Source organism: Clavibacter capsici, from assembly GCF_001280205.1.
GTDB lineage: Bacteria > Actinomycetota > Actinomycetes > Actinomycetales > Microbacteriaceae > Clavibacter > Clavibacter capsici.
Genome location: NZ_CP012573.1, coordinates 2,753,605 through 2,779,736 on the forward strand (window position 1 = coordinate 2,753,605; position 26,132 = coordinate 2,779,736).

The following is a 26,132-nucleotide window of genomic DNA, read 5'->3' on the forward strand; positions in this document are numbered from 1 at the left end:
AAATGGTACCGCGGATGTGACACAAGAGCGATGGCGGCGCCTGAAATAGCTGGCCCTATTGCAACTCATGCGGACGCCGTAGACCCCCAACTTGGTAGCCATGCGACTTAGACTGGTTCTGGCGCGTGATGTTCGCGACTCCTTCAGCGCGGATCGACAACTGGCTGGGCGGGCCGTAGGGGGACCCCGGCCGCCTCTGGGAGCATGACCCGCATGATCCCCTCCACCTCCTCCCGGTTCCGCAAGTCCGTGCCCAAGGCGAAGGCGGGAGATCGGGTGGCCGTGCTGAGCCCCGCGTTCGCCGCGCCGGGCATGGCGCCCGAGGTGCACGAGCAGGCGATGCGGCGGCTGCAGGAGGCGACCGGGCTGATCCCCGTCGAGTACCCGACCACGCGACGCCTCGGCGCGAGCGCCCGCGACCGCGCCGCCGACATCACGGCCGCGTTCGCCGACGACTCCATCCGCGCGATCGTCTCGACCATCGGCGGCGACGACCAGGTCACGGTGATCCCGCACGTCGACATCGAGGAGCTGGCCCGGAACCCCAAGCCCTTCCTCGGCTACAGCGACAACACGAACCTGCACAACCTGCTCGCGGGGCTCGGCATCCCCTCCTTCTACGGCGGATCCACGCAGGTCCACATCGGAGCCGGGCCCGGCATCGACGACGTGCACCTGCGGTCGCTGCGGGCGGCGCTGATCGAGGGCGGCACGCTCGAGATCACCGAGCCCGGGGAGTCGGAGGACTTCGGGATCGACTGGACGGATCCTCGCGCGCTCACCGAGCACGGCGAGCGGTCGGCGACCGAGCCGTGGAAGTGGGCCGGCCCCGCGACGACGGTGGAGGGGCCGACGTGGGGCGGCTGCATCGAGGTGATCGACCAGATCGCGATGGCCGGGCGCATGCCCGAGGTCGCGAAGCTCGAGGGCGGGATCCTGCTGCTGGAGACGAGCGAGGAGGTGCCGTCGGCCGACAGCGTGCGCCGCTGGGTGCGCGGGCTCGGCGAGCGCGGGATCCTCGACGTCGTCGCCGGCGTGCTCGTCGCCCGGCCGGTGACCACCGTGATGGGTGCGCCGGTGCCGCCGCCCGAGGAGCGCGCGCGGCTGCGGGCGGAGCAGCGCGACACCGTCATCGAGCAGGTCGCCCGCTACAACCCGGGCGCCGTGGTGTGCGTGGGCGTGCCGTTCGGGCACACGCGTCCGCAGTGGATCCTGCCCCACGGCGGGACGGTGCGGCTCGACGGGGCGGCGCGGACGGTGCACGCGGACTACAGCTGAGGCGTCGTGGCCCCCGATGCGGGCGGTGGCGCGGATCCGACCGCTGGCTAGGCTCGCAGGGTGACGCTCCAGAACCACCCCGGCGATGCCGAGTTCCCCGTCCGGATGCGGAACCGGCACGCCCGCGCCGCCGACGCCGCGCGGCGCTCGTCGCCCGCGGCCCTCCGGAAGCGCGCCCTGCTGATCACCGCGTGGTCGGCGCCCTTCGCCATCGTCGCGCTCGTGATCGCGGTGCCGCTCGCCGACCGGCAGGACATGACCGGGCCGCCCGTGGTGGCGGCGCTCGCGTTCATGCTCGGCGTCACGATCGTGAGCGTGGCGTTCCACCTCCGCGACGCCCGCGCGCCGCTGACGCACCAGCGCGCCTACATCGCCGCCGCCGGCCGCTCGGCGTTGACGCTCGAGCAGCAGCAGATCCTGGCGCTGGACGCGGTGAGCGACTTCTCCTACCGGCTCTGGAACTCCTCGCTCGCCTTCCAGCCCACCTTCGCCGAGCTCCCCGCGGAGCATCGCACCCGGCATGCCGACGGCGCCGAGGGGACGGGTCGCTGGGCGGCCCTGCCCATCGCGTCGCTCGCCCAGCAGCGCGCGGCCCTCGACTCCCAGTTCCGGATCGCGTCGCGCGTCGACCTCGAGCTGTTCGTCGCGGATGCGCTCGCGCAGGGCCTCATCTCGGAGCGGTTCGCGGAGGTCGCGGCCGGCCCGGACGCCGAGCGGATGCTCTCGCGGATGGCCGCGCTCACCGGGCGGAGCGAGTTCGAGATCATCGAGCGCACCCGGCCCACCGGCGACCGTCCGCCCGTGCTGCTGCTCGCGGGCGACAGCGAGCGGACGATCGGCGCGATCCGGTTCGCGTACCTCGCGGGCTATCTCCCGGCGGACGACGCGTGGACGCTCCTCCGCCAGGTGGCCGCGCGCGTGTTCGCCGCGTACGACGGCTGGGACGCGTACTGGGCGGACGTCGCGCTCACCCTCGCCTTCCGCACCGACAGCCTGGAGACCGTGCAGGCGGCGCAGCGCGTGCACGAGGGCCTGCGCACATCGGGCTGGCCGGCGGCGAAGGTGCCGTGGCCGGGGACGGACGCGCGGGTCGGCTGACCCGGCCGGATCAGTCGCGCGGCTCGCCCGTGAGGTGCACGCGGACTACAGTTGGCGGCCGTGGAGCACTCGAACCTGCCAAGTGGCGCGACTTTTCGCGGCAACCTGTTGTCCAGATTGACACTCGTTGAGCGCTCTCAACCAGAGGGTGCGTACATAGTCGACGGTATCCTTTTCGAGCAGGACTTCACTCGCTTGACAACAACAGCCGGACGCGACGTTTCTGTACCCGCGTGGTCGACGCCTGAAGAGACCCATCGAGCGATTAGCACGGTGATGCACCTGGCGCCCCTGAACCCCAATTCGTGGACAAGCTTCCCTCCGAAGATGACACCGTGGGCTATATGGCTAACGCTTCACTACGACCTCGCTTCAGCCGAGCGAGATCTCGATCTCAACGTGGCGGGGCTGCACCTTCGCGAAATTCGCAAGCACGGACAAACGGCACAAGTTGTAACCGCTTTGGGCGTGGATTGCTATCACCACACGGTGCCCCTGAACGAACAGCCACTAGCAGTAACGGTTGACCTCGCTTTCGAGGTGATGCGACAGCGGCGAGGTAGATAGTCCGGTGGCCCACCAGGCCATAGGCCTATGGAGTCCTCACATCTTATCTCGGCCACGACCCCAATAGCTGTTTAGTCAAGCCACCTGAATCTGCGGCCACCATGGCCCTCGCGACACTTTCGCCAACTCAACAGACGTCGAATCTCTTCCGAAAGCAGTACATAACCCACACACCAATGGCCCCATTTGGTCAGAAAACCAAGATATTGTCGGCCGAAATGCTCATATATTAATATCTCGCATTCGCAACTCATGCGTTCTACTCGGATGCCGGTGCCGTCACTCAGAACCGGAAACGGCGCAAGGAAGAAACTGGGTCGCGCACCGACTATGGGGTCCGGGTACCGGGTGCCAGCATCCACCGGAGTAAGAGCTTTGTCATCGACTTCTCGCCTCAACGTTCGCGTCCTGGCGGAGCGGCGGAGGAACTCATCAATGCCTGTGGACAAAACTCGTTCTCGATTCATATTGCTGAGTATCCTGCCAGCGTTCTCGCATACCCCCTCCAGCGAATGACTGGTTCATGCAACACGCACGAAAGGCACCAATATGCCAAGGAAGCTCACCATCATTGCGAACCTCGCCATTGCGATGGCCGTCACAGCAGGTGCACCAACTGCCGCCTACGCATCCACGGCCGCTTCGAACCAAAATGCCCCCCATCACTACGTCGTAGTAACAGCAGCTATGCCCAAGAATATGGTCGACGCAGCATTGCGACATGAGGTCATTTCACATCCCGACGAGGCCAGCCAGGTCAGTACTCGCTGGCAGGACTACATGGACCGGCTCGTCGTCATGAGAATTGCGGCACAGTCAAAGATCTACTTCAAGCATAACTTGAACTACACAGCAGTTCGCGTCGCGACCCAACAGCCTGACACTGGTCGCCAGGAGTACGGATCCACGTGGGAGTACATCACCACTTTTGAAAAAATAGAAGAGAACGGGGAAATCTCTGACTCTCAGCAGGTCAGGACACTAGTGGACTTTCGGAATGTGGACGGCGACCCACAGGGGGTAGTCACGTCGTATTGCCTCGGAATTGACGGAGCATGTCCCTCTTGGATAAATGAAACCGTAGGCTAGGACTGTCTCCCCTAAAGACCTTGGTCGTTAGGGCAGATCCGACCCAGCACGACTTTGATACACCTTCGCACACGCTGGCGCCACCCGCTCACCCCGCTTCACGACCCTGACCGAGTAATTACAAAGCCACGCACGTCGCACGATGCTGCCCGGGGCGGCAGCGAAAGCGCGATCTGCGCGGCCTGTCGACAGCTGGCGACTGACCTGAGCGATACATGATGCCGTCGCCACACACCGACCGCCGGATCAGTCGCGCGGCTCGCCCGTGAGGGGGCGGATCACGCGGTGGCCGTCGAGACCGCGCGCAGCCTCGAGGACGTGGGCCGGGGTGATCGCGAGGAGCGCCGGATCCGGGACGCTCGAGAACGTGTCGCCGAGGCGCTGCGACGCGTCGGTCAGCACGATGTGCGGGCCGGAGGCGGGCGGGCCCCACTCCTCGGGCGGGGCCGGGCCGAAGATCACGACCGACGGGATGCCGTAGGCGGTCGCGAGGTGGGCGGCGCCGGTGTCGGCGGAGATCACGAGGTCGGCGGCCGCGATGATCCCGGCGAAGGCGTCGAGGGCCAGCTCGCCCGCGAGCACGGTCTCCGTGGGCATGCCGGCGAGGGCGGCGACCTCGAGCGCGCGGTCGCGCTCTTTGTCGGATCCGGTGAAGACGACCGTGCGGCCCTCGTCGGCGAGCGCGCGGGCGACCTCGGCGAAGCGGTCGACGGGCCACTGGCGGGATCCGTAGGCGGCGCCCACGTGGATCACGACGGCGTGCTCGGCGACGGGCGGCGCGTCGGGCACGAGGATGCCGACGTCCTCGGGATCCGCGGGCATGCCGTGCCAGGAGACGAGCCGGGCCCAGCGGTAGCGCTCGAGGACGTGGTCCTCCCACGCGGGGCCGTCGGCGGCGGGCATCCCGTCGAGCTCGGGCGCCGCGTGGCCGAGCGTGCGGTGCGCGCGCAGCTCGTGGAGGAGGGTGCGGCTCTCGATGCCCGCGCCGTGCAGGTTGATCGCGAGGTCGACCGTGCCGGGCTCGCGCGCGATCGGGTGGTCGAAGCCCTGCTGCGGGAGGTGCTCGTCGACCATGCCGAGGAGCTTGACGACCGGCGCGAGCCAGCCGGTGGTGGCGAGCGCGATGCGGGCGTCGGGGTGCGCGCGGCGGATGGCGCGGAGCGCGGGGACGGCCACGAGGATGTCGCCGAGCTTGATGGCGCGGAGGACGAGGATCTCTTCCGGGTGCGGGGCGTCGTCGGTGCCGGTCGCGGGGCGGGCGTCGTCGGGGAGGGCGGCGGGGTCGCCGGGGGTCTGCATGGGTTCCAGCCTGGCAGAGGGGAGGCGCGACGGTCGGGCGGCGGCGTCAGGCCGCCCGCACCCGCCGGATCAGCCGCGACACCACGAACCACAGCACGAGCAGCGCGATGACGCCGACGGCCGCGTACGAGATCAGTCCGCTCCACTCCTCCAGCACCGGGCGGATCGCCGGGCCGAACGCGAAGCCGAGGCCCACCCAGATGGCGTTCCAGGCGCCGGATCCGATGACCGTGTAGAGCGAGAAGCGCCAGATCGGCATGCGCTCGATGCCCGCCGGGATGGAGATGAAGGAGCGCACGAGCGGCACGCACCGGCCGACGAGCACGGCGGTGCCGCCCCAGCGCTGGAAGAAGGCCTCGGCCTTGTCGAAGTCGGCGTGGTCGAGCAGCGGGATCCGGCCGACGAGGCGGCGCGTGCGATCCCGGCCGAGCGCGGCGCCGATCGCGTACCAGATGAGCGCTCCCAGGAGCGCGCCGACGGTGGCCGCGGCCCACGCGCCCCACGCGCTCATCCGGCCCTCGTAGGCGAGGAAGCCGGCGACGGGGAGGATCGCCTCGGAGGGGATCGGCGGCACGAACGTCTCGATGAGGACCGCGAGGCCCACGCCCACCTCCCCCAGCGTCTCGATGAGCGAGAGGACCCAGCCGACGAAGCCGTCGTACCCCTCGCTCGGATGGATCTCGCCGGGGGTCACTGCCTGGATGGCGCTCATGCGGCCTCTCGTTCGGTCGGGGGGTCGGGCGTCGTGGTGCGGCGGCAGGTGGATCAGGTCACCGCCGCGGATCCCCGCGAGCCTAGGGAACGGATTTCCACAACCGCTGAATCGGTGGCGTCGTCCGAGCGGCGGACGGACGTCGACCCCGCGGGGGACGACGGATGGGCGCGGTCGCGGGAGGCTGGATGCGCGAGCGCGCACCGTGCACATCCCCGTGCCCGCACCTCGCATCCCCCGCACCCGCCGTCTCCCGAGGAACCCCGCCGTGATCCACCCCGCCGCCCGCGCCGTCTCCTCGCGCCCCGCCCGCCCCGCCCGCCTCGCCCTCGCCCTCGCCGCAACCCTCTCCACGACCCTCCTCGCCGGATGCGCGGCCCCCGCCGCCGAGGCCCCGACCGCCCCGCCCGCCTCCGCCGCGCCCTCTGCATCCGCCGCCCCGGAGGTCGACCAGGCGGCCGCCGACGCCGCCTTCGCCGCCCTCGAGGAGCGCTTCGGCGCCCGCCTCGGCGTCCACGCCGTCGACACCGGCTCGGGCGCGGAGGTCTCCTGGCGGGCGGACGAGCGCTTCGCGTACGCCTCCACCATCAAGGCGCCGCTCGCGGCCGCGCTGCTCGACCGCGTCGGCATCGCGGGGATGGAGCGCGCCGTGCCGATCGAGGCGGCCGACATCCTCTCCTACGCGCCCGTCACCGAGACCCGCGTCGGCGGCACGATGACCCTCCGCGAGCTGGCCGACGCCGCCATGACCCGCAGCGACAACACCGCCGCGAACCTCCTGCTCGAGGCGCTCGGCGGCCCTGCCGAGCTGGATGCGGCGCTCGCGGCCCTCGGCGACGACACGACCGTCGTCTCCCGCACCGAGCCCGACCTCAACGAGGCGACGCCCGGCGACGACCGCGACACCACGACCCCGCGCGCGGCCGCCGCGTACCTGCGCGCCTACGCGCTCGGCGATCCGGGCGCCCTCGCGGATCCCCTCGACGCCGACGAGCGCGCCCTGTTCACCGGCTGGCTGAAGGCGACGCAGACGGGCGGCACCCTCGTGCGCGCCGAGCTGCCGGCGGACTGGACGGTCGGCGACAAGTCCGGCAGCGGCGCCTACGCGAGCCGCGGCGACATCGCCGTCATCTGGCGGCCCGACGCCGCGCCCCTCGTGATCGCCGTCCACTCGTCGAAGGACCAGCAGGACGCGGACGCCGACGACGCCCTCATCTCGGGAGCGGCGAAGGCCGCGGTCGAGGCGCTCGGCGCGCTGGGCTGACGGACGCGGGGGCGGGCGATCAGGACGGCGGGATCAGCGCCCGCCGTCCTCCGCGAGCAGCGCCAGCGCCCGGGACAGGTCGTCGACCGCCCGCTCGGCCGCCGCATCCGCTCCCGCGTCGCGGCGCGCGAGCCACGCGCCGACGATCCCCTGCATGCCCGCCACCGCGAGCGCCGCGCAGCGACCGGCGCGCGCGGCGTCGAGGCCGGCCGCGGCGAAGCGGCGACGGGTCTCCTCGACGTAGCGGCCGTGCTCCCAGGCGGGCAGGTCGGCGAGCGCCGGGATCCGCTGCACGGTCGCGGCGAGGTCGAGCAGCACCCGCTGGCGGTCGGGCTCGCGGCGCACCCGGTCGAGCTCGGCGCGGAGGGTCGCGGCGACGACCTCCCCGAGCGGCGCGCCCGCGGGATCCTCGGCGGCCTCCAGCTGCGCGACGACCGCGTCGACCTCCTGCCGCAGCAGCGCGCCGAGCAGCTCCTCCCGCACGCCGAAGCAGTAGTGGAAGGCGCCGTGCGCGAGGCCCGCCTCCGCCGTGATCGCGCGCGTGCTCGCTCCGGCGACGCCCACGACGGCCATCACCCGCACCGCCGCGTCCAGCAGCTCGGCCCGCCGGGCGTCCCGCGAGCCGTACGCGCGGGTGCTCTCGGAGGCGGCCTTCATGGGAGAAAGCTACCAAGCGAGGTGAATTGGGCCAGGTGGCCGAATGTTGGCCGTACCGTCGGAGCATGAGCACCGATCGCCCCTCCTCCCCCGCCATCCGCACGGCCCGTGCCGCCGATCTCGAGGACGTGACCCGCGTGCTCGCCGAGGCGTTCGCCGAGGATCCCGTGATGACCGCCTTCGTGCCCGCAGGTCCTGGGCGGCGCGAGCGCCTGGCGCTGCTGTTCGCCGCGCTCCTCCGCAGCGGCCCGCTCCCCGCGGGCACGGTCGACGTCGCGGTCGACGCCCGCGGGCGGATCCTCGGCGCGGCCGTCTGGGAGGCCCCCGGCGGCATCGCGGCGCACCGCACCCTCGCGCAGGCGCCGACGTTCCTCCGCGCGCTCGGCGTCACCGGCGCGATCCGCGCGGCCGGCCGCCTCCGGGACCTCGACCGCGCGCGGCCCGGCCTCGCGCACTGGCGCCTCGCCGAGGTCGGCGTGGGCGCGGCGGCACGCGGCCTCGGCGTCGGATCCGCGCTCCTCGACCACGGCCTCGCGCGGGTCGACGCCGACGGATCCGCGGCGTACCTGGAGTCGTCGACGGAGCGAAACCGCGCGCTCTACCGGCGGAACGGCTTCGTCGAGCTGGGCATCCTGCCGGGCGTCACGGGGGCGCGACCGGCGGCGATGTGGCGGCCGGCGCCGATGGAGGCGCTCACGCCCTGACGCGCCGGCGCGGATCCCCGGATCAGACGGGGCAGTGCACCTGCGTGCGCGCGCCCGACCGGTCGATGTCGTGGTCGGGCATGGGCTTGCCGCACATGGGGCAGAGGCGCGACTGCGGCTCGGGCACCGGGTCGTCGGTGTACGGACCGAGCGGGGGCGCACCGAGGTAGGGGCGGAGCCGCTGGTTGAACCGCTCGACGGCCGCTCCGAAGCCGCGCTCGCGGCGCGGGCCGTCCGCCTCACCTTTACCTCGTGTCATAGTATTCAGTGTACGCGGTAATTCCCCGGGCGGCGAGGAGCAGAGCATGGCACACGAGCACGCGACGCGCACGGATCCGCTGGCGCTCGAGAGCCAGGTCTGCTTCGCGGCCGTGCTGGCGGCGCGATCCGTGGTCGCGCTGTACCGGCCGATCCTCGAGCCCCTGGGCCTCACGCATCCGCAGTACCTCGTGATGCTCGCCCTGTGGGAGCGCGACGGCCGGTCGATCTCCGACCTCGGCGGCGCGCTCGCGCTGGAGCCCGCGACCGTGACGCCGCTGCTCAAGCGCCTCCAGTCGGCCGGCCTCCTCGAGCGGTCGCGCAGCGACGAGGACGAGCGCGTCGTGCGCGTCACCCTCACCGACGCGGGCCGGGCGCTCCGGCGCGAGGCCGAGCGCGTGCCCGCCCGGGTGGCCGAGCGGACCGGCATGACCCCGTCGGAGCTCGGCCGGATCCGCGACGACCTGCACGCGTTCCTCGCGCGCATCGACGCGGCCCCGGATAGTGCGTCGGAGACCGCTTCGGCATGACCGTCGCGCCGGACCGCTTTCCCGCCGGAAGCGTCGACACGCCATAGCGACCGCGCCGGCACTCAGTCCGAGATGGTCGCGAACGTGACCTTGAAGGGAAGAGAACCGACGAGCACGCTGTCGAGCCGCACTTCCACCACCAGGTCGCCGGGGACCATGATCTGCGGGGCGACCTGGAATTGGAACGTCGAGGGCATCAAGCCCTCCGGGTGGTGTTCATGACCGCCCCTCACCGGCGGGGCGAGTTCGTGACGCGCATTGTTCCGTCGGGGCGGATTCATCGAACCCGGGTCTCGCGGGACAACGGAAATCGCGAGCACATGGCCATAAACCATGTCCTCCTCGCGCCAGTGGATCTTGCCGCAAACGAACACCGGTTCGGCATACGGGGGTTTGGCCCCTCGGGGATCGACCACTTTGCCTGCGATGCCAACGCCGTACCAGTCGGTCAGGAATCCGTGCTCCTCAACATGCCCGACGAGCATCAGGTACTCGATCCTCGGATCCACCGCGCTCCCCCGCTGGCGTCGCTCGTGCACACTGCGGAACCACTCGGCGACGCGAGACGTCTCGACGGCCCCCGCGGCGACTGCGAGCGTGAACACCTCCGCCTCGACCGGCTCGACGACCCCGAGGACGACCCCATTGAGCTCCAGGAACGCGACCGCGGAGAGGAAGGCGGTCCGCTTGTTCCCGTCGTGGAAGTACTGCGTCGTCGCCAACCCGTGCATCAGGGCGGCGGCCTTGTCGAACGTGCTGGGATAGGGATCGACGCCGCCGAATCCGTTGAACGCCCTGCCGACTGCCGCATGCACGCCGTTGGCATCCCGAACCCCGGCCCCACGCCCGCCGAACTCCAGGTTGATCTGGACGACCGCCTCGAAGGAGAGGGCGACGACCATCAGGCCAGGCGGCGGAGCAGCTCTGCGTGTCGCTTCGCGAGGATGCGGGCGACCCTCATGGTCTCCTCGACCGACGCGACACGGTCGTCGCGAGGGGAGTCGACCGCGGAGTCAGGCTGGCTGAAGCCGACCACCTGCTGCTCGCTCTCCCGGACATCCATGGCATCAACGGTAGTCGACCGAGGTAGGGAGGTCCATGGATCTGATCGCACCCGCGGACGAACGGCAGGCTGGTACGTTCTCCGCGTGTGCCCCAGGACCATTCGGCCACGCCGGACTCCTGGGGCGATCGTATTCTCCGGCCTCCGGGAGCGAGCAACCGCACCGTGACGGTTCCCCGGCAGCCGCGGTCGCGGTCCGCGCGCTGGGGGACGATGGATCCATGACCATGCGCGCCGACGGCACCCTCCAGGACGGACGGGCGCTCGTCGGCCCGGTCGACGCCCCCGAGCTGCACGTGATGACGTACAACATCCGGCGCCTGTTCCGTCGCTACCGGCCGGGCAGCCCCGACCGCTGGGCCGACCGCGCGCCGCTCATCGCCGAGGTCCTCCGGCGCGAGCAGCCCGCGCTCCTCGGCACGCAGGAGGCGATGCCCACGCAGGGGCGCGCGCTGTCGCACGCGCTCGGGCGGCACTACCGGCGGATCGGGCACGGCCGCAACGCCGACGGCCACGGCGAGGGCTGCCCCACCTTCTACGACACGCGCCGCCTCGAGCTCACGAGCTGGCGGCAGGTCGCGCTGTCGGACACGCCCGCGGTCGCCGGATCCCGCAGCTGGGGCAACATGGTGCCGCGGATCGCCGTGGTCGCCGACTTCACGGATCGCGCCACGGGCCTGCCGCTCCGGCACGTGAACACGCACTTCGACCACCTCTCGCGCCGGTCGCGCGAGGAGTCGGCGCGGATGATGCTCGAGATCGTCGCCGAGGCGCAGGTGCCCACGATCGTCTCCGGCGACACGAACGCGGGCGTCGACACGGAGCCGCACCGGCTGCTCGTGGAGTCGGGCGCACTCGTCGACGCGTGGGACGGCGCCCGCGAGCGCCTCACGCCCGAGTGGGGCACGTGGTCGAACTACAAGGCGCCGAAGCGCACCACCCGCCGCATCGACTGGATGCTGGTGACGCCCGACATCGAGGTGGAGCGGGTCGGCATCAACACGACGCGCATCGGCGGGCGCGCGCCCAGCGACCACGAGGCGCTGCAGGCGGTGGTGCGGTGCTGACGGATCCCACCGCGCCCACCCCGCCGGACGCGCCGGCGCCGCCCGAGGACGTCGCGGCCTTCGCCGGGCTGGCCGGGCTCACCTTCCTGCAGCCGCCCCGCGGGATCACGGCGGTGCTCGCCGACGCCGTACGGGTGATCGGGTTGCTCACGTTCCTCTTCTCCGTGTTCGCGTGGACGGGCACGACGTCGGCGATGTTCGCGCTCGCGCTGCTCGGCCTCGTCGCGCCGCGCGGCCTCGGGGCGCGGCCGGGGCTCGACCTCGGCATCGGGATCACGACGCTCGTCTCCGCCGCGAGCAACCGGCTCGACCTGTACGAGACGCTGCCGTGGTGGGACATCCCCGCGCACCTCGTCACGACGGCGGCGCTCGCCGCGCTCGTGATCCTGCTGGCCGACCGCGCGGGCGTCATGGTCGACCGGCGGCCGCTGCCCCTCGGGATCCTCAGCCTCACCGTCGGCCTCGCGCTCTCGGCGCTGTGGGAGCTCGGCGAGTGGGCGGGGCAGACGTGGCTGGATCCGGAGATCCTCACCGGGTACTCGGACACCATCGGCGACATGGCGGTCGGCGGGCTGGGCGCTCTGCTCATCGCGCCGCTCATGCCGATGCTGCTGGCCAGGTCGCGGTGGATCACGGAGGCGCCCCGGCGCTGACGGCGCGCGCGGTCCCGCCGTCGCGCCCCCATCCGAGGGCGCTGCTCCCCCAGCGCGCGGAGAAGTGTGACGCCCCGAGGAGAAGTGCTCCGGGGCGGGTTTGGGAGGAGGAGCAGTCGGGTACTGGCCGATCATGCGCTCGCCCGGGAACGACCTCGAGGCCGTCCTGTTCGACCGGGACGGGACGCTCGTCGTCGACGTGCCGTACAACGGCGACCCCGACCTCGTCACGCTCATGCCCGGCGCCCGCGAGGCGATCGACGCCGTGCGCGCCGCCGGCCTCCGCGTCGGGATGGTGACCAACCAGTCCGGCATCGCGCGGGGCCTCATCACCCGGGAGCAAGCCGACGCCGTCAACGCGCGCGTGCAGGAGCTGCTCGGCGCGTTCGACCTCGTGCTGCTGTGCCCGCACGGATCCGACGACGGCTGCGACTGCCGGAAGCCGCAGCCCGGCATGGTGCTCGAGGCCTGCCGGACATGGGGCGTGGATCCGTCGCGCGTCGCGGTCGTGGGCGACATCGCCGCCGACATGGGCGCCGCACGGGCCGCGGGCGCGCGCGGCGTGCTCGTGCCGACGCCCGTCACACGCGAGGAGGAGGTGGCCGAGGCGGAGCTCGTCGCCCCGACGATCCTCGACGCCGTGCACCTCCTCATCCACGACCCCGCGCCCCGCCGCGTGCTCGTCGTGCGGCTCGACTCCGTGGGCGACGTGCTCATCTCGGGGCCCGCGGTGCGCGCCGTCGCCGCCGATCCGCGCGTCGAGGTCCACCTGCTCTGCGGCCCGCGCGGCGCGTCCGCCGGCCGGCTGCTGCCCGGCGTCCACGCGGTGCACGTGTGGGACGCGCCGTGGATCTCCTCCCCCGCGCCCGCCGCCGACGCCGCCGCGGTGGACGCCCTGCACGCGATCCTCGCGGAGGTCGACGCCGACGAGGCTGTCATCCTCACCTCCTTCCACCAGTCGCCGCTCCCGCTCGCGCTGCTGCTGCGGCTCGCCGGTGTGCGGCGGATCACGGGTGCCAGCGTCGACTACGCCGGCTCCCTCCTCGACGTGCGGCTGAAGCCGGGCGAGGACCTCGACGAGGACCAGCCCGAGCCCGAGCGCGCCCTCCGGATCGCGGCCGCGGCCGGCCACGCGCTGCCCGCCGACGACGACGGCCGGCTCGCCGTGCGCGACGCCGAGCTGCCGTCCGACGTGGACGCGCTCCTCCCCGACGGCCCGTTCGCGCTCGTGCACCCGGGCGCCGCGGTCGGCGCGCGCTCGTACCCGGCCGACCAGCACCGGGATGCCGTCGCGCTCCTCGCCGCGCGCGGGATCCCCGTGGTCGTCACCGGCGGGCCGGACGAGCGCGAGCTCACGGCGCACGTCGCCGGATCCGCCGGCATCGACCTCGGCGGACGCACCGACCTCGCCGGCCTCGGCGCGCTCATGCGCCGCGCGGCCGTGCTCGTGAGCGGCAACACCGGGCCCGCGCACCTCGCCGCGGCGGTCGGCCTCCCCGTCGTCAGCCTGTTCTCGCCCGTGGTGCCGCCGATCCGCTGGGCGCCGTACCGGGTGCCCGTGATCCTGCTCGGCGACCAGGACGCGGCATGCAGGCTCAGCCGCGCGCGCGACTGCCCGGTCCCCGGCCACCCGTGCCTCGCCGGCGTCTCCCCCGCGGAGGTCGCCGACGCCGTCGAGCGCCTGCTCGCGACCACCGGCGGCACGGGCGGCACCGGCTCGCGATCGACCTCGGAGGTGCCCGCATGAGGATCCTGATGTGGCACGTCCACGGCGGCTGGACCGACTCGTTCGTCCTCGGGTCGCACGAGATCCTGTTCCCCACCACCCCCGCGCGCGACGCGTGGGGCCTCGGCCGCGGCGGCCGCGCCTGGCCCGCGAGCGCCCGCGAGGTGGATCCGTCGTCCCTGCACGACGCCGACGTCGACCTCGTGCTGCTCCAGCGCGTCGCCGAGATCGAGGAGGCGGAGCGCCTGCTCGGCCGCCGCCTCGGGTCCGACGTGCCCGCCGTCTTCCTCGAGCACAACACCCCGCGCGGCGCCCCGACCGAGACCGTGCACGCGCTGGCCGACCGCGACGACATCCCCGTGATCCACGTCACGCGCTTCAACGCGCTCATGTGGGACACCGGCGTCGCGCCCACGACGGTCGTCGAGCACGGCGTGCCCGACCCCGGCGCGCTGTACACGGGCGCCTCGCGGTCGTTCGGCGCGGTGATCAACGAGCCCGTGCGCCGCGGCCGCATCACCGGCACCGACCTGCTGCCCGCGTTCGCGGCGGTCGCGCCCGTCGAGGTGTTCGGCATGGGCACGGACCTGCTGCCCGGCGCCTTCCCGACGCTCGGCGACCGGATCGTCCCGCGCGGCGACCTGCCGACCTTGGCGCTGCACCCCGAGCTCGCGCAGCTCCGCGCCTACATCCACCCGCACCGCTGGACCTCGCTCGGCCTGTCGCTGCTCGAGGCGATGCACATGGCGATGCCCGTGCTCGTGCTCGACGCGACCGAGGCGTCGCGCGCGGTGCCGGCGGACGCGGGCGCGATCTCCTCCGACCCGGCCGACCTCGTGCGCGTCGCCCGGCTGCTGCTCGAGTATCCCGACGAGGCCGCCCGCCGCGGACGCGTCGCCCGCGAGGCCGCGCTCGCCCGGTACTCGCTCGGCCGCTTCCTCGCCGACATGGACGCCGCGCTGCACGACGCGGTGGACGCCGCCGCCGCGCGCCGCTCCCGTCGCGCACCCGCCGGATCCAGCCCCACGCACTCCCCGCACCACCCGCTCGACGAGAGGACGACACGATGAGGATCGCGATGATCTCGGAGCACGCCAGCCCGCTGGCGACGCTCGGCGGCGTGGACGCCGGCGGCCAGAACGTGCACGTCGCCGCGCTGTCGGCCGCGCTCGCGGACGAGGGCCACACCGTCACCGTCTACACGCGCCGCGACGACGCGTCGCTGCCCGCCCGGGTCGCCTTCGCGCCCGGCGTGGAGGTCGTGCACCTCGACGCCGGACCCGCGCGCGCCGTGCCCAAGGACGAGCTGCTGCCGCACATGGGCGAGCTCGCCGACGGCCTCCTCGCCGACTGGCGCACCAACCGGCCCGACGTCGTGCACAGCCACTTCTGGATGTCGGGCGTCGCGGCCCTCGACGCCGCCGCCCGCCTCGCGTCCTCCCCGGTCGGCGCCGCCGCGGCCCCGCCCGTGCTGCACACCTTCCACGCGCTCGGATCCGTGAAGCGCCGCCACCTCGGCGCCGAGGACACGAGCCCCGCCGAGCGCGCCGAGCTGGAGCCCGGCGTGGGCCGCCGCGCCGACGCCGTCGTCGCGACCTGCTCCGACGAGGCCGCGGAGCTCGTGCGCGCGGGCGTCGACGCGGCCCGCATCACCGTGATCCCCTGCGGCGTCGACATCGAGCACTTCACGCCGCGTTCGTACGCGGACACGGACGCCGACACGGACGCCGGCTCCGGCGCCCCGATGCGCGTCATGGTCGTCGGCCGCCTGGTGCCGCGCAAGGGCGTGGACCTCGCGATCACGGCCCTCGGGATCCTCGCCGACCGCGGCCAGCGGGACGTCGAGCTCGTGATCGTCGGCGGATCCGGCGACGCCGCGGGCGCCACCGAGGACGCCGAGGCCCGCCGCCTGATGGACGCCGCCCGCGCCGCCGGGGTCGCCGACCGCGTGCGCCTGCACGGCCGCGTCTCCCAGGCCGACATGCCCGCCGTGATGCGCTCGGCCGACGTCGTGGTGTGCGCGCCCTGGTACGAGCCGTTCGGCATCGTGCCGCTCGAGGCGATGGCCTCCGGCGTGCCCGTCGTCGCGTCGGCCGTGGGCGGCCTCACCGACAGCGTGGTCGACGGCGTGACGGGGATCCTCGTCCCGCCGCGCGACCCCGCCGCCATCGCGGACGCCCTCGGGATGCTCCTCGCGGATCCCGCCCGCCGCCGCGCGCTCGGCCGCGCCGGCCGCGACCGCATGGAGCACGGCTACTCGTGGGCCACCGTCGCGGCCCGCACAGCAGACGCCTACCGCTCCGCGATCCAGTCCGCCGCGATCGACGACCTCCCCGACGACCCGACCGTGGTCGACGCGCACCTCGACGCGCTCGGCCCGGTGCTCGACGCCCTCCGCACGCACGCGCCGCGCCTCACCGCGTGGGGCAACGAGATGGCCGACCGCCTCAGCCACGGCGCGCGCCTCATCGCGGCGGGCAACGGCGGATCCGCGGCCGAGGCCCAGCACCTCACGAGCGAGCTGGTGGGCCGGTTCGACGGCGACCGCCGCCCGTTCTCCGCCATCGCGCTGCACTCGGAGTCGTCCGCGGTCACCGCGATCGGCAACGACTACGGCTTCGACGAGGTCTTCGCCCGGCAGGTGCACGCGCATGCGCGATCGGGCGACATCGTCGTGCTGCTCTCCACGAGCGGACGCAGCGCCAACCTGCTCCGGGCCGCCGCTGCCGCGCGCGCCGCCGGCGCCACGACCTGGGCGATGACGGGACCCGGCCCGAACCCGCTGGTGGAGGCGTGCGACGAGTCCATCGCCCTCGACGGGCCGTCGGCCAACGTGCAGGAGGCGCAGCTCGTCGCCGTGCACGCGATCTGCCGCTCCTTCGAGAGCAGGTTGCAGGCGAACGACCGGGCCGCCGCGCGCGCGTCGGCGACGGCATCGCCCGGATCCGCCGCCTCCGTCCCCGTGACGGTCGCGCCCGCGACCACCACGACCGCTCCCGCGGAGGTGCCGGCATGAGGATCGTCGTGGTCGGCGACGTCCTGCTCGACGTCGACATGACCGGAGCCGCGCACCGCCTCAGCCCCGACGCGCCCGTGCCCGTCATCGAGGTCGAGGAGTCGCTGCCCCGCGCGGGCGGCGCCGGCCTCGTCGCGACGATGCTCGCGCGCGACGGCCACGACGTGCGCCTCGTCACCGTGCTCTCCGACGACCATCACTCCGCGACCCTCCGCGCGTGCCTCGACCGGATCGAGGTCGTCGCCGGCCCGTCCGGCGCACCCACGCCCGTGAAGACCCGCGTCCGCGCCGACGGCCACGCCATCGCCCGCATCGACGAGGGCTGCGCGCCGCCGCCCACGCCCGTCGCGACCGACGCGATGCTCGACGCGATCGCCACGGCCGACGCCATCGTCGTCGCCGACTACGGCCGCGGCGTCACGCGCGACCCGCGCCTCCGCGCCGCCCTCGACGCGCGCGCCGCCGACGTGCCGCTCGTGTGGGATCCGCACCCCGCGGGCGAGCCGCCCGTCCCGAACACGACGCTCGCCACCCCGAACCTCGCCGAGGCGCGCGCGTTCTCCGGGCTAGCCGGCCGCGACGTCGCCGCGGCCGCCGACGCCGCCCGCCTCCTCCAGGAGCGGTGGGGCGTGGGCACGGTCGCCGTCACGATGAGCGAGCGCGGCGCGCTGCTCGTCTCGGCGCCGTCGGGTGGATCCCCGTCCATGCCCGTCATCGTCCCCGCCCCGCTCGTCGCGACCGGCGACCCGTGCGGCGCCGGCGACCGCCTCGCCGCCACGGCACTCGCGGCCCTCGCCGGCGGATCCGCGGTGGACGACGCCATGCGCGACGCCGTCGCCTCCGCCGCCGAGTACGTGGACGCGGGCGGCGTCGCCACCCTCACGGGTCCGCCCGCCGCGCGCCCCATCGGCGGGCACGCGGCGAGCGCCCTCCAGGTGGTCCGCGCGACCCGGGCCGCCGGCGGCACCGTCGTCGCGACCGGCGGCTGCTTCGACCTCGTGCACGCCGGCCACGCCCGCACGCTGGCCGCGGCCCGCGCGCTCGGCGACTGCCTCGTCGTGCTCCTCAACTCGGACGACTCGGTGCGCCGCCTCAAGGGACCCGAGCGCCCGATCATGACCGAGGAGGACCGCGTCGACCTCCTCATGTCGCTCGGCGTGGTGGACGCGGTCGTGCTCTTCTCCGAGGACACCCCCGAGGAGGCGCTCCGCTCCATCAAGCCCGACCTCTGGGTCAAGGGCGGCGACTACCGCGCCGAGGACCTCCCCGAGTCGGCGGTCATCGCCGAGTGGGGCGGCCAGGCCGTGACCGTCCCGTACCACCCCGGCCGCTCGACCACGAAGCTCGCGGGCGCCCTCGCCCGCGTCGGCTGAGCCCGCTGATCCGCACCACTCCCCTGAACCACCGCGCCCACCAGGCGCGATCCGCTCCACGGAAGGAACACCCATGACCGACTCCCCCCGCCCCAGCACCGGCCGCGTCCTCATCACCGGAGGCGCGTCCGGGCTCGGCGCCGCGGTCGCGCAGGCGGTCCTCGCGGCCGGCGGCGAGCCCATCGTGCTCGACCTCGACACCTCGAGCGTCACCGGCATGGAGGCGCACCGCATCGACGTCTCCGACACCCGCGCCACCGAGGCGCTCGTCACCGAGATCGCGCAGAAGCACGGCGGGCTGGATGCCGTCGTCACCGCCGCGGGCATCGACCGCTGCGGCCGCCTCGTCGACGTCGCCCCCACCGAGTGGGAGAAGGTCATCGGCGTGAACCTCATGGGCACGGTCGCCGTCGTCCGCGCGGCGCTGCCGTTCCTCACCGAGTCGCACGGCCGCGTCGTGACCGTCGCGTCGTCGCTCGCCATCAAGGCCGTCTCCGACGCGACCGCCTACTGCGCCTCCAAGTTCGGCGTGCTCGGCTTCACGCGTGCCCTCGCCGCCGAGACGAAGGGCGAGGTCGGCGTGACCACGCTGATCCCCTCGGGCATGAAGACGCACTTCTTCGACGACCGCGACCCGAAGTACAAGCCCGGCTCCGACGCGAACCTCAACGACCCGGCCGCCGTCGCCGACTCGGTGATGTTCATCCTCGGCCAGCCCCGCGGCTGCGAGATCCGCGAGCTCGTCATCACCCACGAGCTCGAGGACAGCTGGCCGTGAGTCGCGGCTGATCCGCGCCACCCGCGCATGAGACGAGCCCGGCCCCGCATCACACGGAGGCCGGGCTCGTCTCGTCTGTCGGGGACCCGTCAGTGCATCGTCGCGAACCTCGTCATGATCTGCGCCGCCACGTTGATCCCGACGATCAGCCCGATGCCCGTCGCCGGCGCCCACCACGCGTCCACGCGTCGCGTGCGGCAGACGACCGTCGCGATGATCGAGAGGACGAGGACGCCGATCGTGCCCATCACCCAGAGCCGCGACGCCAGCTCGCCGAGGGGGTAGTCGCAGCCGGGCACAGCGCAGACAGCGGGGGTCCAGCTCGCGACCACCATCGCGATGAGACCCGCGAAGGCGAGCACCCCCTCGATCACGAGCAGGATCATGGCGAGCCGCGCGTCGTACGGCGGACGGATCGGGTCGGGCCCCGCGAGGCTCGGGCGCTGCGCGGTCTGCTGCTGGCTCATGGTGTCCCCCATCGGTCTCGATGCCCGCGCGTCGGCGGGTGTGCGCGACGCTAGCGGTCCGGCGTCCCGCGCGGAAGGGCCTTGCGACGCGGTCGGTCCCGGCGGCGGGCCCGATCAGACCGGCCGGCCCAGCGCCACGGCCGCTCGGGGCACCGGATCTCCGACGACGCCGGCACCTCCGCACCCGATCATCGCCTGACCATCCGGCCGTGAGCGGACATCGGGCGACGGATCGCGACGAGCGTCGCCTAGCTTCCAGGGAGCGGACATCCGCAGGAACCTGGACACCATGCAGCACCACCCCCGCCCCATCCGCCTCGCGACCACCCTCCTCCTGGGCGCCGCCCTCACCGCCGGGATCATCACCGTGGCATCTCCCGCCAGCGCCGCGACCACCGGCACGGCCTCCACCGTCGCGGGCGCCGCCCCGGCCGTCTCCGACGCCCGGCTCCGCTTCGGCGTCGCGACGCCCGGCGGGCTGACCGCGGGCGGCGAGCTCGACCAGGTCGCCGCGCAGGTCGGCGAGAGCCCGAGCATCGTGCTCTCCTACGCCGACTTCCCGCAGGCGCCGCCCATCCCGGCCCTCGACTCCGTCGCCGCCCGCGGCGCCGAGACGCTGCTCACCTGGGAGCCGTGGAAGGCGGGCGCCGGCACCGACCAGCCCGCGTACTCCAACGCGAGCATCGCCGCGGGCGACCACGACGCGCACCTCCGCCAGTGGGGATCCGAGCTGGCCGCGTGGGGCGGTCCGGTCTTCCTCCGCTACGCGCACGAGATGAACGGCGACTGGTACCCGTGGGCCGAGGGCGTGAACGGCAACGCGCCGGGCTCCTACGCGGCCGCCTGGCGTCACGTGCACGACGTGGTCGTGGGCCAGGGCGCCAGCAACGTGCGCTGGGCGTGGACGCCGAACGTGCCCTACACCGGATCCACCCCGCTCGCGGGCCTCTACCCGGGCGACGCGTACGTCGACGTCGTCGGGCTCGACGGCTACAACTGGGGCACCGGCGTCGCCGGCCATGCCTGGGTGTCGCCCTCCGACCTCTTCGCCCCCGGGCTCGAGCGGCTGCGCGCCGTCGCGCCGGGCAAGCCGATCATCATCGCGGAGACCGCGTCGTCCGAGATCGGCGGATCCAAGGCCGACTGGGACCGCGACCTCGTCGCGTTCCTGCAGGCCCAGCCCGACGTCGTCGCCTTCGTCTGGTTCGACATGGACAAGGAGGCGGACTGGCGCATCGGCAGCTCCGCGTCGTCCGCCACCGCCGTCCGCGACGCGCTCGCCGCCCGTCGCGTCTGATGTCCGCTCAGCCCTCGCCATCGGATCCCGTCGCCAGACGGACATCCGATGGACGGAGGGCGCCGAAGAACATACGCTTGCATACATCCATCGGGGGAAGGACCCAATCACCATGCCCACTCGTCGCCGCCTGAAATGCGCAGTCGTGAACGCCGTCGCCCCTGCGGTCGTCACCGCCACCGTCCTCGCCGCACCCGCGGCCGGCGCGCGCGCCGCCTCGGCGCAGGCCGTGCCCGCGGCGCCCGCGGCGATCGTCCTCTCCGTCGCCTCCGGACCGGTCGGCACGGCCGTGACCGTCACCGGCACGGGCTTCCCCGCGAAGAAGGCCGCGGTCGTCGCCGCCGGATCCGCCGCGAAGCGCATCACGACCACCGCGACCGGGCGCTTCACCACCGCGATCACGATCCCCCGCACCTCGCTCTCCACCGTCCGCATCACCGCGACGGCCGGCACCCGCTCGGCCGCGGCGCCGTTCACCGTCACCGCGGCGAAGTCGAACGGATCCGCGCGCCTGGGCGCGCCCGCACCGGCCCCCACGACGGCACCGGCCCCGACACCGGCCCCCGCTCCCACGAGCGCGCCCACGTCCACCGCCGCTCCGGCCCCCACGACCTCCTCGCCCGAGCCCGCCGCATCCGCCGCTCCCGCCATCAGCTCCGCCCGCCTCCGCCTCGGCCTCTCGACCCCCGGCGGCCCGACCGCGAACGGGGAGCTCGACGCCGCGTCGTCGACCCTCGGCGAGAGCCCCTCCATCGTCATGAGCCACGTCGACTTCACGCACCCGGCGCCCATCGCGGGGATCCAGAGCGTCGCCGCGCGCGGCGCCGACAGCCTCATCACCTGGGAGCCGTGGCAGGGCGGCGCGGGCGTCGACCAGCCCGCCTACGCCAACGCGCGCATCATCGCGGGCGACCAGGACGCCTACATCCGCTCGTGGGGCGCCGACCTCGCGAAGTACGGCAAGCCCGTCTACCTCCGCTTCGCCCACGAGATGAACGGCAACTGGTACCCGTGGTCGGACGGCGTCAACGGCAACGCGCCCGGCTCCTACGTCCAGGCGTGGAAGCACGTGCACGACCTCGTCGCCGCCCAGGGCGCGACCAACGTGAAGTGGGTGTGGAGCCCGAACGTGCCCTACCCGGGATCCACCGACCTCGCCTCCCTCTACCCCGGCGCCGACTCCGTCGACGTCGTGGCGCTCGACGGCTACAACTGGGGATCCGCGCCCGGCCAGCGGTGGACCGAGCCCGCCGCCCTGTTCGGCCCCGGCATCGACCGGCTCCGTGCGATCGCGCCCGGCAAGCCGCTCATCGTGGGCGAGGTCGCGTCGAGCGAGGACGGCGGATCCAAGTCCGCCTGGAACCTGGACCTCGTCTCGTACCTGCAGGCGCAGCCCGACGTGCTCGGCTTCGTCTGGTTCGACTTCCGGAAGGAGGAGGACTGGCGGATCGACAGCTCGGCCACCTCCGCCGCCTCCCTCCGCGACGCGCTCGCCCTCCGGCGGGGCTGACGCTCCCCGAGGTCCGCGTGCGCGCACCCGGCCGGCGCTCAGCCCGCGCACGGGCGGCGTCCGAGGAGCGGGCCCTACGATCTGATGCGCCCCGGGCCCGACCGGCGGCACGCGGCAGGAGGAGGCGGCGGTGACCCGAGCCCACCGGCGGCGCGAGACCGCGCTCGCGCTGGCCGCCGTGCTCGTCGGCCTCGTGATCCTGCCCGCCCCGCCCGGCTCCGGCGTCGAGGGCGGGTTCGCCCAGCTCGACCGCTACGCCGCCCTCACCCCGGTGCAGGCCGAGCGCATGATCGCCGCCCATCCCGCCCTCGAGCTGCAGGTGATGGACGCGTCGCCCGAGCGCGTCGTCACCTGGTGGGCGGCCAAGGACCGGAAGCGCCAGCGCACGCTGATCCGCACCTCGCCCGAGCTCATCGGCAACCTCGACGGGGTGGACTACGCGTCGCGCGACGCCGCCAACCGGCGCCAGCTGCACGCGGAGATCCGCACCGAGCGGGCCGCGGTCGCCGCGCGCCCCGACGACGCGGATGCGCGGAACCGCCTCACCGCCCTCACCGCGATCCGCGCCGCCCTGCACCCGAAGCCGCGCGCGGGCGCCGGCGCCCAGCCGAGGCGGACGCTCGTGTCGCTCAGCCACCGGGATCCGCCGCTCGCCGCCATCGCCGTGGGCGACCTCGACACCGCGCGCCAGGTGACGTTCACGGTGCCCGGCATGGGCACCTACACGGACGACATGCAGCTCTGGACCGAGACCGCGCAGAACGTCTACGACGCGCAGGCGTCGGTCGGCGCGCCGGCCGCGCACGCCGTGGTCGCGTGGATCGGCTACCGCACGCCGCCGCCCGGCGTGGACGCGACCCTCGGCGACTACGCGGAGCGCGGCGCCCCGCTGCTGGCCAGCGAGCTCGCCGGCCTCCGGGCGGCTCGGGCGGGCGGCGACCTCTCGACGGTCAGCGTCATCGCGCACTCGTACGGATCCACCATGGCCGCCGACGCCCTCGCGGCCCGCGACCTCGGGGTCGACGCGTTCGTCATGCTCGGCTCGGCCGGCATCGAGGACGGCATCGACGACGCCCGCGACCTGCACGCCCGGCACGTCTACGCGGGCGAGGCGGCCGACGACGACGAGGCCGCGTGGGGGCGGCTCTCCCGGCAGGATCCGCGCGCGCCCGGCTTCGGCGCCACCGTGATCCAGGTGGACGGCGATCCCGCGCGCGGCCTCCTGCCCGTCACCGGCCACGCGCCCGTGCTGCACTCCCCCTGGAACGACGACCCGGACTCGCGCGCCTGGACGACCATCCGCGACAAGGCCGAGCGCGCCGCCGAGTTCCGGGCGCACGAGAAGACCTACGGCTACCTCGACGCGGGCACCGAGTCGCTGCTCAACGCGTCGATCGCGACGACGCCGCACGCGACGTCCCCGCTCGTCACCGCCGGCTGAGCGGGCGTCAGGCGGAGACGCGCTCCCCGAGCGACGCCCGCCGCAGCTGCTCGACGTCCGCGTGCACGTCGTCGACGCGCACCTCGGCGACGTGGGACGGGTCGTGCGCGCAGCGCTCCGCGGTCCAGCCGACCTGGGTCACGTCGACGCCGCAGACGGGGCAGCGCGTGGTCCAGCCGATGTGGATCCGGTGCCGCGTGCGCCCGAACGCCGCCGCGTTCACGACGTTGCCGAACCAGAAGACGCCGACCGTGCGCGCGCCGACGGCCTGCGCGAGGTGGCGCGGGCCGCTGTCGTTGCCGAGCACGACGTCGGCGTGGGTGAAGAGGCCGGCGAGCTCGCCGAGCGTCAAGGAGTCGGCGAGCGAGGTGATCCGCTCGGCCCGCTCCGCCGGGAGCCCCTCGCGACCCAGCGCGACGATGCGGTCCGCGTCGGCCGCGTCCGTCGCGTCGCCCACGACGACCACCTGCGCGTCGTCCGCGGCGGCCCGACGCGCGACCTCCGCGAACGACTCGACCGGCCAGCGGCGGCGCGGGTCGGTGGCGCCCGGGTGGATCACAACGAGCCCGCCCGGCGCGCCCGTCACGCGCCCGGCCGCCGCGGCGCGCTCCGCGTCGGTCACCTCGACGACCGGCTCCAGGTCCGCGACGGGCGCGCCCGCGAGCCCCGCGACCTCGAGCCCGCGCAGCACCTCGTGCTGGTAGTAGACGTAGGGGATCACGCGCTCGAGCCGCTCGGCGTCGTCGGTCGCGGTGCCCACGGTGTGCCGCGCGCCGAGCCGCAGCAGGAACGGGTTGGAGTTGCGGCCGCCGCCGTGCACCTGCACGGCGAGGTCGAAGCGGCGCTCGCGCATGCGGGCGGCGAAGGCCTCGATCTCGTCGGGGTCGGGATCCGTGCCCGGCACGTCCCGCACGCCGTGCGCCACCGGCAGCACCTCGATCTCGTCGGGCCCGCCGGGCCGCCCGCCGAGGAGCGCGCGGTGCAGGGGCGTGCCGAGCAGCGTGATCCGGGCGCCCGGGTACGCGGCCCGCAGCGCCGCCATCGCGGGCAGCGCGAAGACCAGGTCGCCGAGCCCACCGCCGCGCAGCACGGCGATGGAGCGGACGTCGGGGAATCTCTCGTGGAGCGGGGCGACGACGGGCACGGGGCGGCCTCCAGTTCGGGCGGTCGGGTCCCCCCTCCCGTTCCCCGCGGCGGCCGGGTCGAAACGCCGTCCGCGGATCAGCGCGCGTCGGCCCGCGGCGCCCCCGCGCTCTGGCGCACCACGAGCCGCGTCGGCACGATGCGGTCGCCCGACGGCTCGCGGCCGTCGAGCATCTCCAGCAGCACCTGCATGGAGCGGCGGCCGATCTCGGTGAAGTCCTGGTGCACGGTGGTGAGCGGCGGCCAGAACGAGCTCGACTCCTCGGTGTCGTCGAACCCGACCACGCTGATGTCGCCCGGCACGTCGCGGCCGAGCTCGTGCAGCGCGTGCATGATCCCGAGGGCCATCTGGTCGTTCGCGGCGACGATGCCGGTGATGTCGGCGCGCTGCCCGAGCTCCTTCCCGATGCGGTAGCCGGACGCCGTGGTCCAGTCGCCCTGCGCGGGATCCTCCGGGTCGAGCCCCGCGTCGAGCATGGTCGCCCGCCACTCGGCCGCGCGCCGGGCCGCGGAGTACGAGGTGGAGGGGCCGGCGACGTGCACGATCGCGGTGTGCCCGAGATCCAGCAGGTGCTGGGTGGCGAGGCGCGTGCCCTGCTCCTGGTCCGTGTCGACGACCACGAACGGGTCGCCCGCGTCGGAGTCGATGATCACCACGGGCAGTCCCGCGGGGATGATCACGTCGGCCCGGTCGAGCATGTGCGCCTCGATGATGATGACGACGCCGTCGACCGCCTCCTCCTGCAGCCGGCTGAACGCGCCGGCCACCTCGCCCTCGGTCGGATGCGGCACCGGCATGAGCGTGATCGTGTACCCGGCGCCGGACGCGGCCGTCACGATCGCGTCGAGCGTGCGCATGTTCCCGAGGGTCGAGAGCGTGAACATGATGATCCCGATGCTGCGGAACCGCCCGGTCTTCAGCGCCCGGGCCGCGCTGTTGGGCCGGTACCCGAGCTCGGCCATCGCGTCCATCACCCGCTGCCGGGTCGAGGCCTCCACGTTCTGCGCGCCGTTGGAGACGCGGGAGACGGTCTGGGCGGACACGCCGGCGTGCGCCGCGACGTCCGCCATCGACACGGTGCGGCCGCCGGGCGTGCGCCGGCCACCCGACTTGACGGCCGACGGTGGAGATGTCATGGTTG

General features: G+C 73.8%; 25 protein-coding genes and 1 pseudogene. 17 read left to right on the plus strand and 9 right to left on the minus strand.

Going from position 1 to position 26,132, the window contains the following annotated elements; translation table 11 throughout:
* Positions 1-213 precede the first annotated feature (213 nt).
* The 3 genes from AES38_RS12870 to AES38_RS15895 all read left to right on the plus strand — a co-directional run bounded on the left by AES38_RS12870 (position 214) and on the right by AES38_RS15895 (position 4,032).
* On the plus strand, positions 214-1,278 hold the full coding sequence (locus AES38_RS12870; RefSeq protein WP_053775296.1) for a S66 family peptidase: 1,065 nt from the start codon (positions 214-216) through the stop codon (positions 1,276-1,278).
* 60 nt (positions 1,279-1,338) lie between these two features.
* A complete protein-coding gene (locus AES38_RS12875) occupies positions 1,339-2,376 on the plus strand; it encodes a DUF1266 domain-containing protein (RefSeq protein WP_053775297.1) in 1,038 nt (345 codons plus the stop codon).
* 1,116 nt (positions 2,377-3,492) lie between these two features.
* A complete protein-coding gene (locus AES38_RS15895) occupies positions 3,493-4,032 on the plus strand; it encodes a hypothetical protein (RefSeq protein ID WP_157883540.1) in 540 nt (179 codons plus the stop codon).
* 246 nt (positions 4,033-4,278) lie between these two features.
* On the opposite strand, the gene AES38_RS12880 is transcribed toward AES38_RS15895, so the two are convergent.
* Together AES38_RS12880 and AES38_RS12885 are read right to left on the minus strand one after the other, a co-directional pair.
* Entirely contained in the window at positions 4,279-5,331 is a 1,053-nt protein-coding gene (locus AES38_RS12880; RefSeq protein WP_053775298.1) for a glycosyltransferase family 9 protein, read from the minus strand.
* A 46-nt stretch (positions 5,332-5,377) separates the two neighbouring features.
* Positions 5,378-6,043, minus strand: a complete 666-nt coding sequence (locus AES38_RS12885; protein WP_053775299.1) for a DedA family protein — start codon at positions 6,041-6,043, stop codon at positions 5,378-5,380.
* A 268-nt stretch (positions 6,044-6,311) separates the two neighbouring features.
* Between AES38_RS12885 and bla the strand changes: the two genes are divergently transcribed.
* Positions 6,312-7,307 (plus strand): class A beta-lactamase, encoded by a 996-nt coding sequence (bla, locus tag AES38_RS12890; protein WP_244629179.1) that lies wholly within the window; start codon positions 6,312-6,314, stop codon positions 7,305-7,307.
* Between the two features lie 33 nt (positions 7,308-7,340).
* Here the strand turns inward: bla and AES38_RS12895 are convergent, their stop codons facing one another.
* Complete coding sequence (locus tag AES38_RS12895) at positions 7,341-7,964, minus strand: TetR/AcrR family transcriptional regulator (RefSeq protein WP_053775300.1); 624 nt, start codon at positions 7,962-7,964, stop codon at positions 7,341-7,343.
* Between the two features lie 65 nt (positions 7,965-8,029).
* Here AES38_RS12895 and AES38_RS12900 point away from each other — a divergent pair, with 65 nt between their 5' ends.
* A complete protein-coding gene (locus tag AES38_RS12900) occupies positions 8,030-8,668 on the plus strand; it encodes a GNAT family N-acetyltransferase (RefSeq protein WP_053775301.1) in 639 nt (212 codons plus the stop codon).
* Positions 8,669-8,690: 22 nt separating this feature from the next.
* Here AES38_RS12900 and AES38_RS12905 read toward each other — a convergent pair whose 3' ends face one another.
* The gene (locus AES38_RS12905) at positions 8,691-8,927 is read right to left on the minus strand and encodes a hypothetical protein (protein ID WP_053775302.1); all 237 of its coding nucleotides are present in this window, start codon (positions 8,925-8,927) and stop codon (positions 8,691-8,693) included.
* A 46-nt stretch (positions 8,928-8,973) separates the two neighbouring features.
* Between AES38_RS12905 and AES38_RS12910 the strand changes: the two genes are divergently transcribed.
* Positions 8,974-9,456, plus strand: coding sequence for a MarR family winged helix-turn-helix transcriptional regulator (locus AES38_RS12910; protein WP_053775303.1), 483 nt, complete (start codon positions 8,974-8,976; stop codon positions 9,454-9,456).
* Positions 9,457-9,518: 62 nt separating this feature from the next.
* Here the strand turns inward: AES38_RS12910 and AES38_RS12915 are convergent, their stop codons facing one another.
* Together AES38_RS12915 and AES38_RS15900 are read right to left on the minus strand one after the other, a co-directional pair.
* Positions 9,519-10,358 carry a type II toxin-antitoxin system death-on-curing family toxin gene (locus AES38_RS12915; protein WP_053775304.1) on the minus strand — a complete coding sequence of 280 codons (840 nt, stop codon included), beginning with the start codon at positions 10,356-10,358 and terminating at the stop codon, positions 9,519-9,521.
* Positions 10,358-10,519, minus strand: a complete 162-nt coding sequence (locus tag AES38_RS15900) for a hypothetical protein (protein WP_157883541.1) — start codon at positions 10,517-10,519, stop codon at positions 10,358-10,360. The genes AES38_RS12915 and AES38_RS15900 overlap by 1 nt, the downstream gene beginning before the upstream one ends.
* Before the next feature lie 221 nt (positions 10,520-10,740).
* On the opposite strand from AES38_RS15900, the gene AES38_RS12920 reads away from it, so the two are divergent.
* The 8 genes and pseudogenes from AES38_RS12920 to AES38_RS12950 all read left to right on the plus strand — a co-directional run bounded on the left by AES38_RS12920 (position 10,741) and on the right by AES38_RS12950 (position 19,132).
* The gene (locus tag AES38_RS12920; protein WP_053775305.1) at positions 10,741-11,586 is read left to right on the plus strand and encodes an endonuclease/exonuclease/phosphatase family protein; all 846 of its coding nucleotides are present in this window, start codon (positions 10,741-10,743) and stop codon (positions 11,584-11,586) included.
* Positions 11,580-12,239 carry a DUF2238 domain-containing protein gene (locus AES38_RS12925; protein WP_053775306.1) on the plus strand — a complete coding sequence of 220 codons (660 nt, stop codon included), beginning with the start codon at positions 11,580-11,582 and terminating at the stop codon, positions 12,237-12,239. The genes AES38_RS12920 and AES38_RS12925 overlap by 7 nt, the downstream gene beginning before the upstream one ends.
* Positions 12,240-12,372: 133 nt before the next feature.
* Positions 12,373-12,813: pseudogene (locus AES38_RS16380) on the plus strand (D-glycero-alpha-D-manno-heptose-1,7-bisphosphate 7-phosphatase); the annotation flags it as partial.
* 78 nt (positions 12,814-12,891) lie between these two features.
* Positions 12,892-13,986: a glycosyltransferase family 9 protein gene (locus AES38_RS12930; RefSeq protein ID WP_244629273.1), complete on the plus strand. Its 1,095-nt coding sequence runs from the start codon at positions 12,892-12,894 to the stop codon at positions 13,984-13,986.
* Positions 13,983-15,035 (plus strand): glycosyltransferase, encoded by a 1,053-nt coding sequence (locus tag AES38_RS12935; protein ID WP_053775308.1) that lies wholly within the window; start codon positions 13,983-13,985, stop codon positions 15,033-15,035. The genes AES38_RS12930 and AES38_RS12935 overlap by 4 nt, the downstream gene beginning before the upstream one ends.
* A complete protein-coding gene (locus AES38_RS16505) occupies positions 15,032-16,981 on the plus strand; it encodes a glycosyltransferase (protein ID WP_053775309.1) in 1,950 nt (649 codons plus the stop codon). The genes AES38_RS12935 and AES38_RS16505 overlap by 4 nt, the downstream gene beginning before the upstream one ends.
* The gene (locus AES38_RS12945) at positions 16,978-18,354 is read left to right on the plus strand and encodes a PfkB family carbohydrate kinase (RefSeq protein ID WP_053775310.1); all 1,377 of its coding nucleotides are present in this window, start codon (positions 16,978-16,980) and stop codon (positions 18,352-18,354) included. Before AES38_RS16505 ends, AES38_RS12945 begins: the two co-directional genes overlap by 4 nt.
* 73 nt (positions 18,355-18,427) lie before the next feature.
* Complete coding sequence (locus AES38_RS12950; protein WP_053775311.1) at positions 18,428-19,132, plus strand: SDR family oxidoreductase; 705 nt, start codon at positions 18,428-18,430, stop codon at positions 19,130-19,132.
* An 89-nt stretch (positions 19,133-19,221) separates the two neighbouring features.
* Here AES38_RS12950 and AES38_RS12955 read toward each other — a convergent pair whose 3' ends face one another.
* Positions 19,222-19,599 (minus strand): hypothetical protein, encoded by a 378-nt coding sequence (locus AES38_RS12955; RefSeq protein WP_157883542.1) that lies wholly within the window; start codon positions 19,597-19,599, stop codon positions 19,222-19,224.
* 289 nt (positions 19,600-19,888) lie between these two features.
* Here AES38_RS12955 and AES38_RS12960 point away from each other — a divergent pair, with 289 nt between their 5' ends.
* From AES38_RS12960 to AES38_RS12970, 3 genes are all read left to right on the plus strand, one after another.
* The gene (locus AES38_RS12960) at positions 19,889-20,896 is read left to right on the plus strand and encodes a glycoside hydrolase family 26 protein (RefSeq protein ID WP_053775313.1); all 1,008 of its coding nucleotides are present in this window, start codon (positions 19,889-19,891) and stop codon (positions 20,894-20,896) included.
* Positions 20,897-21,008: 112 nt separating this feature from the next.
* Positions 21,009-22,406, plus strand: coding sequence for a glycoside hydrolase family 26 protein (locus tag AES38_RS12965; RefSeq protein WP_053775314.1), 1,398 nt, complete (start codon positions 21,009-21,011; stop codon positions 22,404-22,406).
* 130 nt (positions 22,407-22,536) lie between these two features.
* A complete protein-coding gene (locus AES38_RS12970) occupies positions 22,537-23,847 on the plus strand; it encodes an alpha/beta hydrolase (protein ID WP_053775315.1) in 1,311 nt (436 codons plus the stop codon).
* A gap of 7 nt (positions 23,848-23,854) precedes the next feature.
* Here the strand turns inward: AES38_RS12970 and AES38_RS12975 are convergent, their stop codons facing one another.
* Together AES38_RS12975 and AES38_RS12980 are read right to left on the minus strand one after the other, a co-directional pair.
* Positions 23,855-24,991 (minus strand): glycosyltransferase family 9 protein, encoded by a 1,137-nt coding sequence (locus AES38_RS12975; RefSeq protein WP_053775316.1) that lies wholly within the window; start codon positions 24,989-24,991, stop codon positions 23,855-23,857.
* A 77-nt stretch (positions 24,992-25,068) separates the two neighbouring features.
* On the minus strand, positions 25,069-26,127 hold the full coding sequence (locus tag AES38_RS12980) for a LacI family DNA-binding transcriptional regulator (protein ID WP_244629181.1): 1,059 nt from the start codon (positions 26,125-26,127) through the stop codon (positions 25,069-25,071).
* Positions 26,128-26,132 lie beyond the last annotated feature (5 nt).

Excerpts from the sequence above, each read along its gene's own strand:
- AES38_RS12870 (WP_053775296.1), top strand. The coding sequence starts at position 214 with ATGATCCCCTCCACCTCCTCCCGGTTCCGCAAGTCCGTGCCCAAGGCG.
- AES38_RS15895 (WP_157883540.1), top strand. The coding sequence starts at position 3,493 with ATGCCAAGGAAGCTCACCATCATTGCGAACCTCGCCATTGCGATGGCC.
- AES38_RS12880 (WP_053775298.1), bottom strand. The coding sequence starts at position 5,331 with ATGCAGACCCCCGGCGACCCCGCCGCCCTCCCCGACGACGCCCGCCCC.
- AES38_RS12885 (WP_053775299.1), bottom strand. The coding sequence starts at position 6,043 with ATGAGCGCCATCCAGGCAGTGACCCCCGGCGAGATCCATCCGAGCGAG.
- AES38_RS12895 (WP_053775300.1), bottom strand. The coding sequence starts at position 7,964 with ATGAAGGCCGCCTCCGAGAGCACCCGCGCGTACGGCTCGCGGGACGCC.
- AES38_RS12900 (WP_053775301.1), top strand. The coding sequence starts at position 8,030 with ATGAGCACCGATCGCCCCTCCTCCCCCGCCATCCGCACGGCCCGTGCC.
- AES38_RS12905 (WP_053775302.1), bottom strand. The coding sequence starts at position 8,927 with ATGACACGAGGTAAAGGTGAGGCGGACGGCCCGCGCCGCGAGCGCGGC.
- AES38_RS12910 (WP_053775303.1), top strand. The coding sequence starts at position 8,974 with ATGGCACACGAGCACGCGACGCGCACGGATCCGCTGGCGCTCGAGAGC.
- AES38_RS12915 (WP_053775304.1), bottom strand. The coding sequence starts at position 10,358 with ATGGTCGTCGCCCTCTCCTTCGAGGCGGTCGTCCAGATCAACCTGGAG.
- AES38_RS15900 (WP_157883541.1), bottom strand. The coding sequence starts at position 10,519 with ATGGATGTCCGGGAGAGCGAGCAGCAGGTGGTCGGCTTCAGCCAGCCT.
- AES38_RS12920 (WP_053775305.1), top strand. The coding sequence starts at position 10,741 with ATGACCATGCGCGCCGACGGCACCCTCCAGGACGGACGGGCGCTCGTC.
- AES38_RS12935 (WP_053775308.1), top strand. The coding sequence starts at position 13,983 with ATGAGGATCCTGATGTGGCACGTCCACGGCGGCTGGACCGACTCGTTC.
- AES38_RS16505 (WP_053775309.1), top strand. The coding sequence starts at position 15,032 with ATGAGGATCGCGATGATCTCGGAGCACGCCAGCCCGCTGGCGACGCTC.
- AES38_RS12945 (WP_053775310.1), top strand. The coding sequence starts at position 16,978 with ATGAGGATCGTCGTGGTCGGCGACGTCCTGCTCGACGTCGACATGACC.
- AES38_RS12950 (WP_053775311.1), top strand. The coding sequence starts at position 18,428 with ATGACCGACTCCCCCCGCCCCAGCACCGGCCGCGTCCTCATCACCGGA.
- AES38_RS12955 (WP_157883542.1), bottom strand. The coding sequence starts at position 19,599 with ATGAGCCAGCAGCAGACCGCGCAGCGCCCGAGCCTCGCGGGGCCCGAC.
- AES38_RS12960 (WP_053775313.1), top strand. The coding sequence starts at position 19,889 with ATGCAGCACCACCCCCGCCCCATCCGCCTCGCGACCACCCTCCTCCTG.
- AES38_RS12965 (WP_053775314.1), top strand. The coding sequence starts at position 21,009 with ATGCCCACTCGTCGCCGCCTGAAATGCGCAGTCGTGAACGCCGTCGCC.
- AES38_RS12980 (WP_244629181.1), bottom strand. The coding sequence starts at position 26,127 with ATGACATCTCCACCGTCGGCCGTCAAGTCGGGTGGCCGGCGCACGCCC.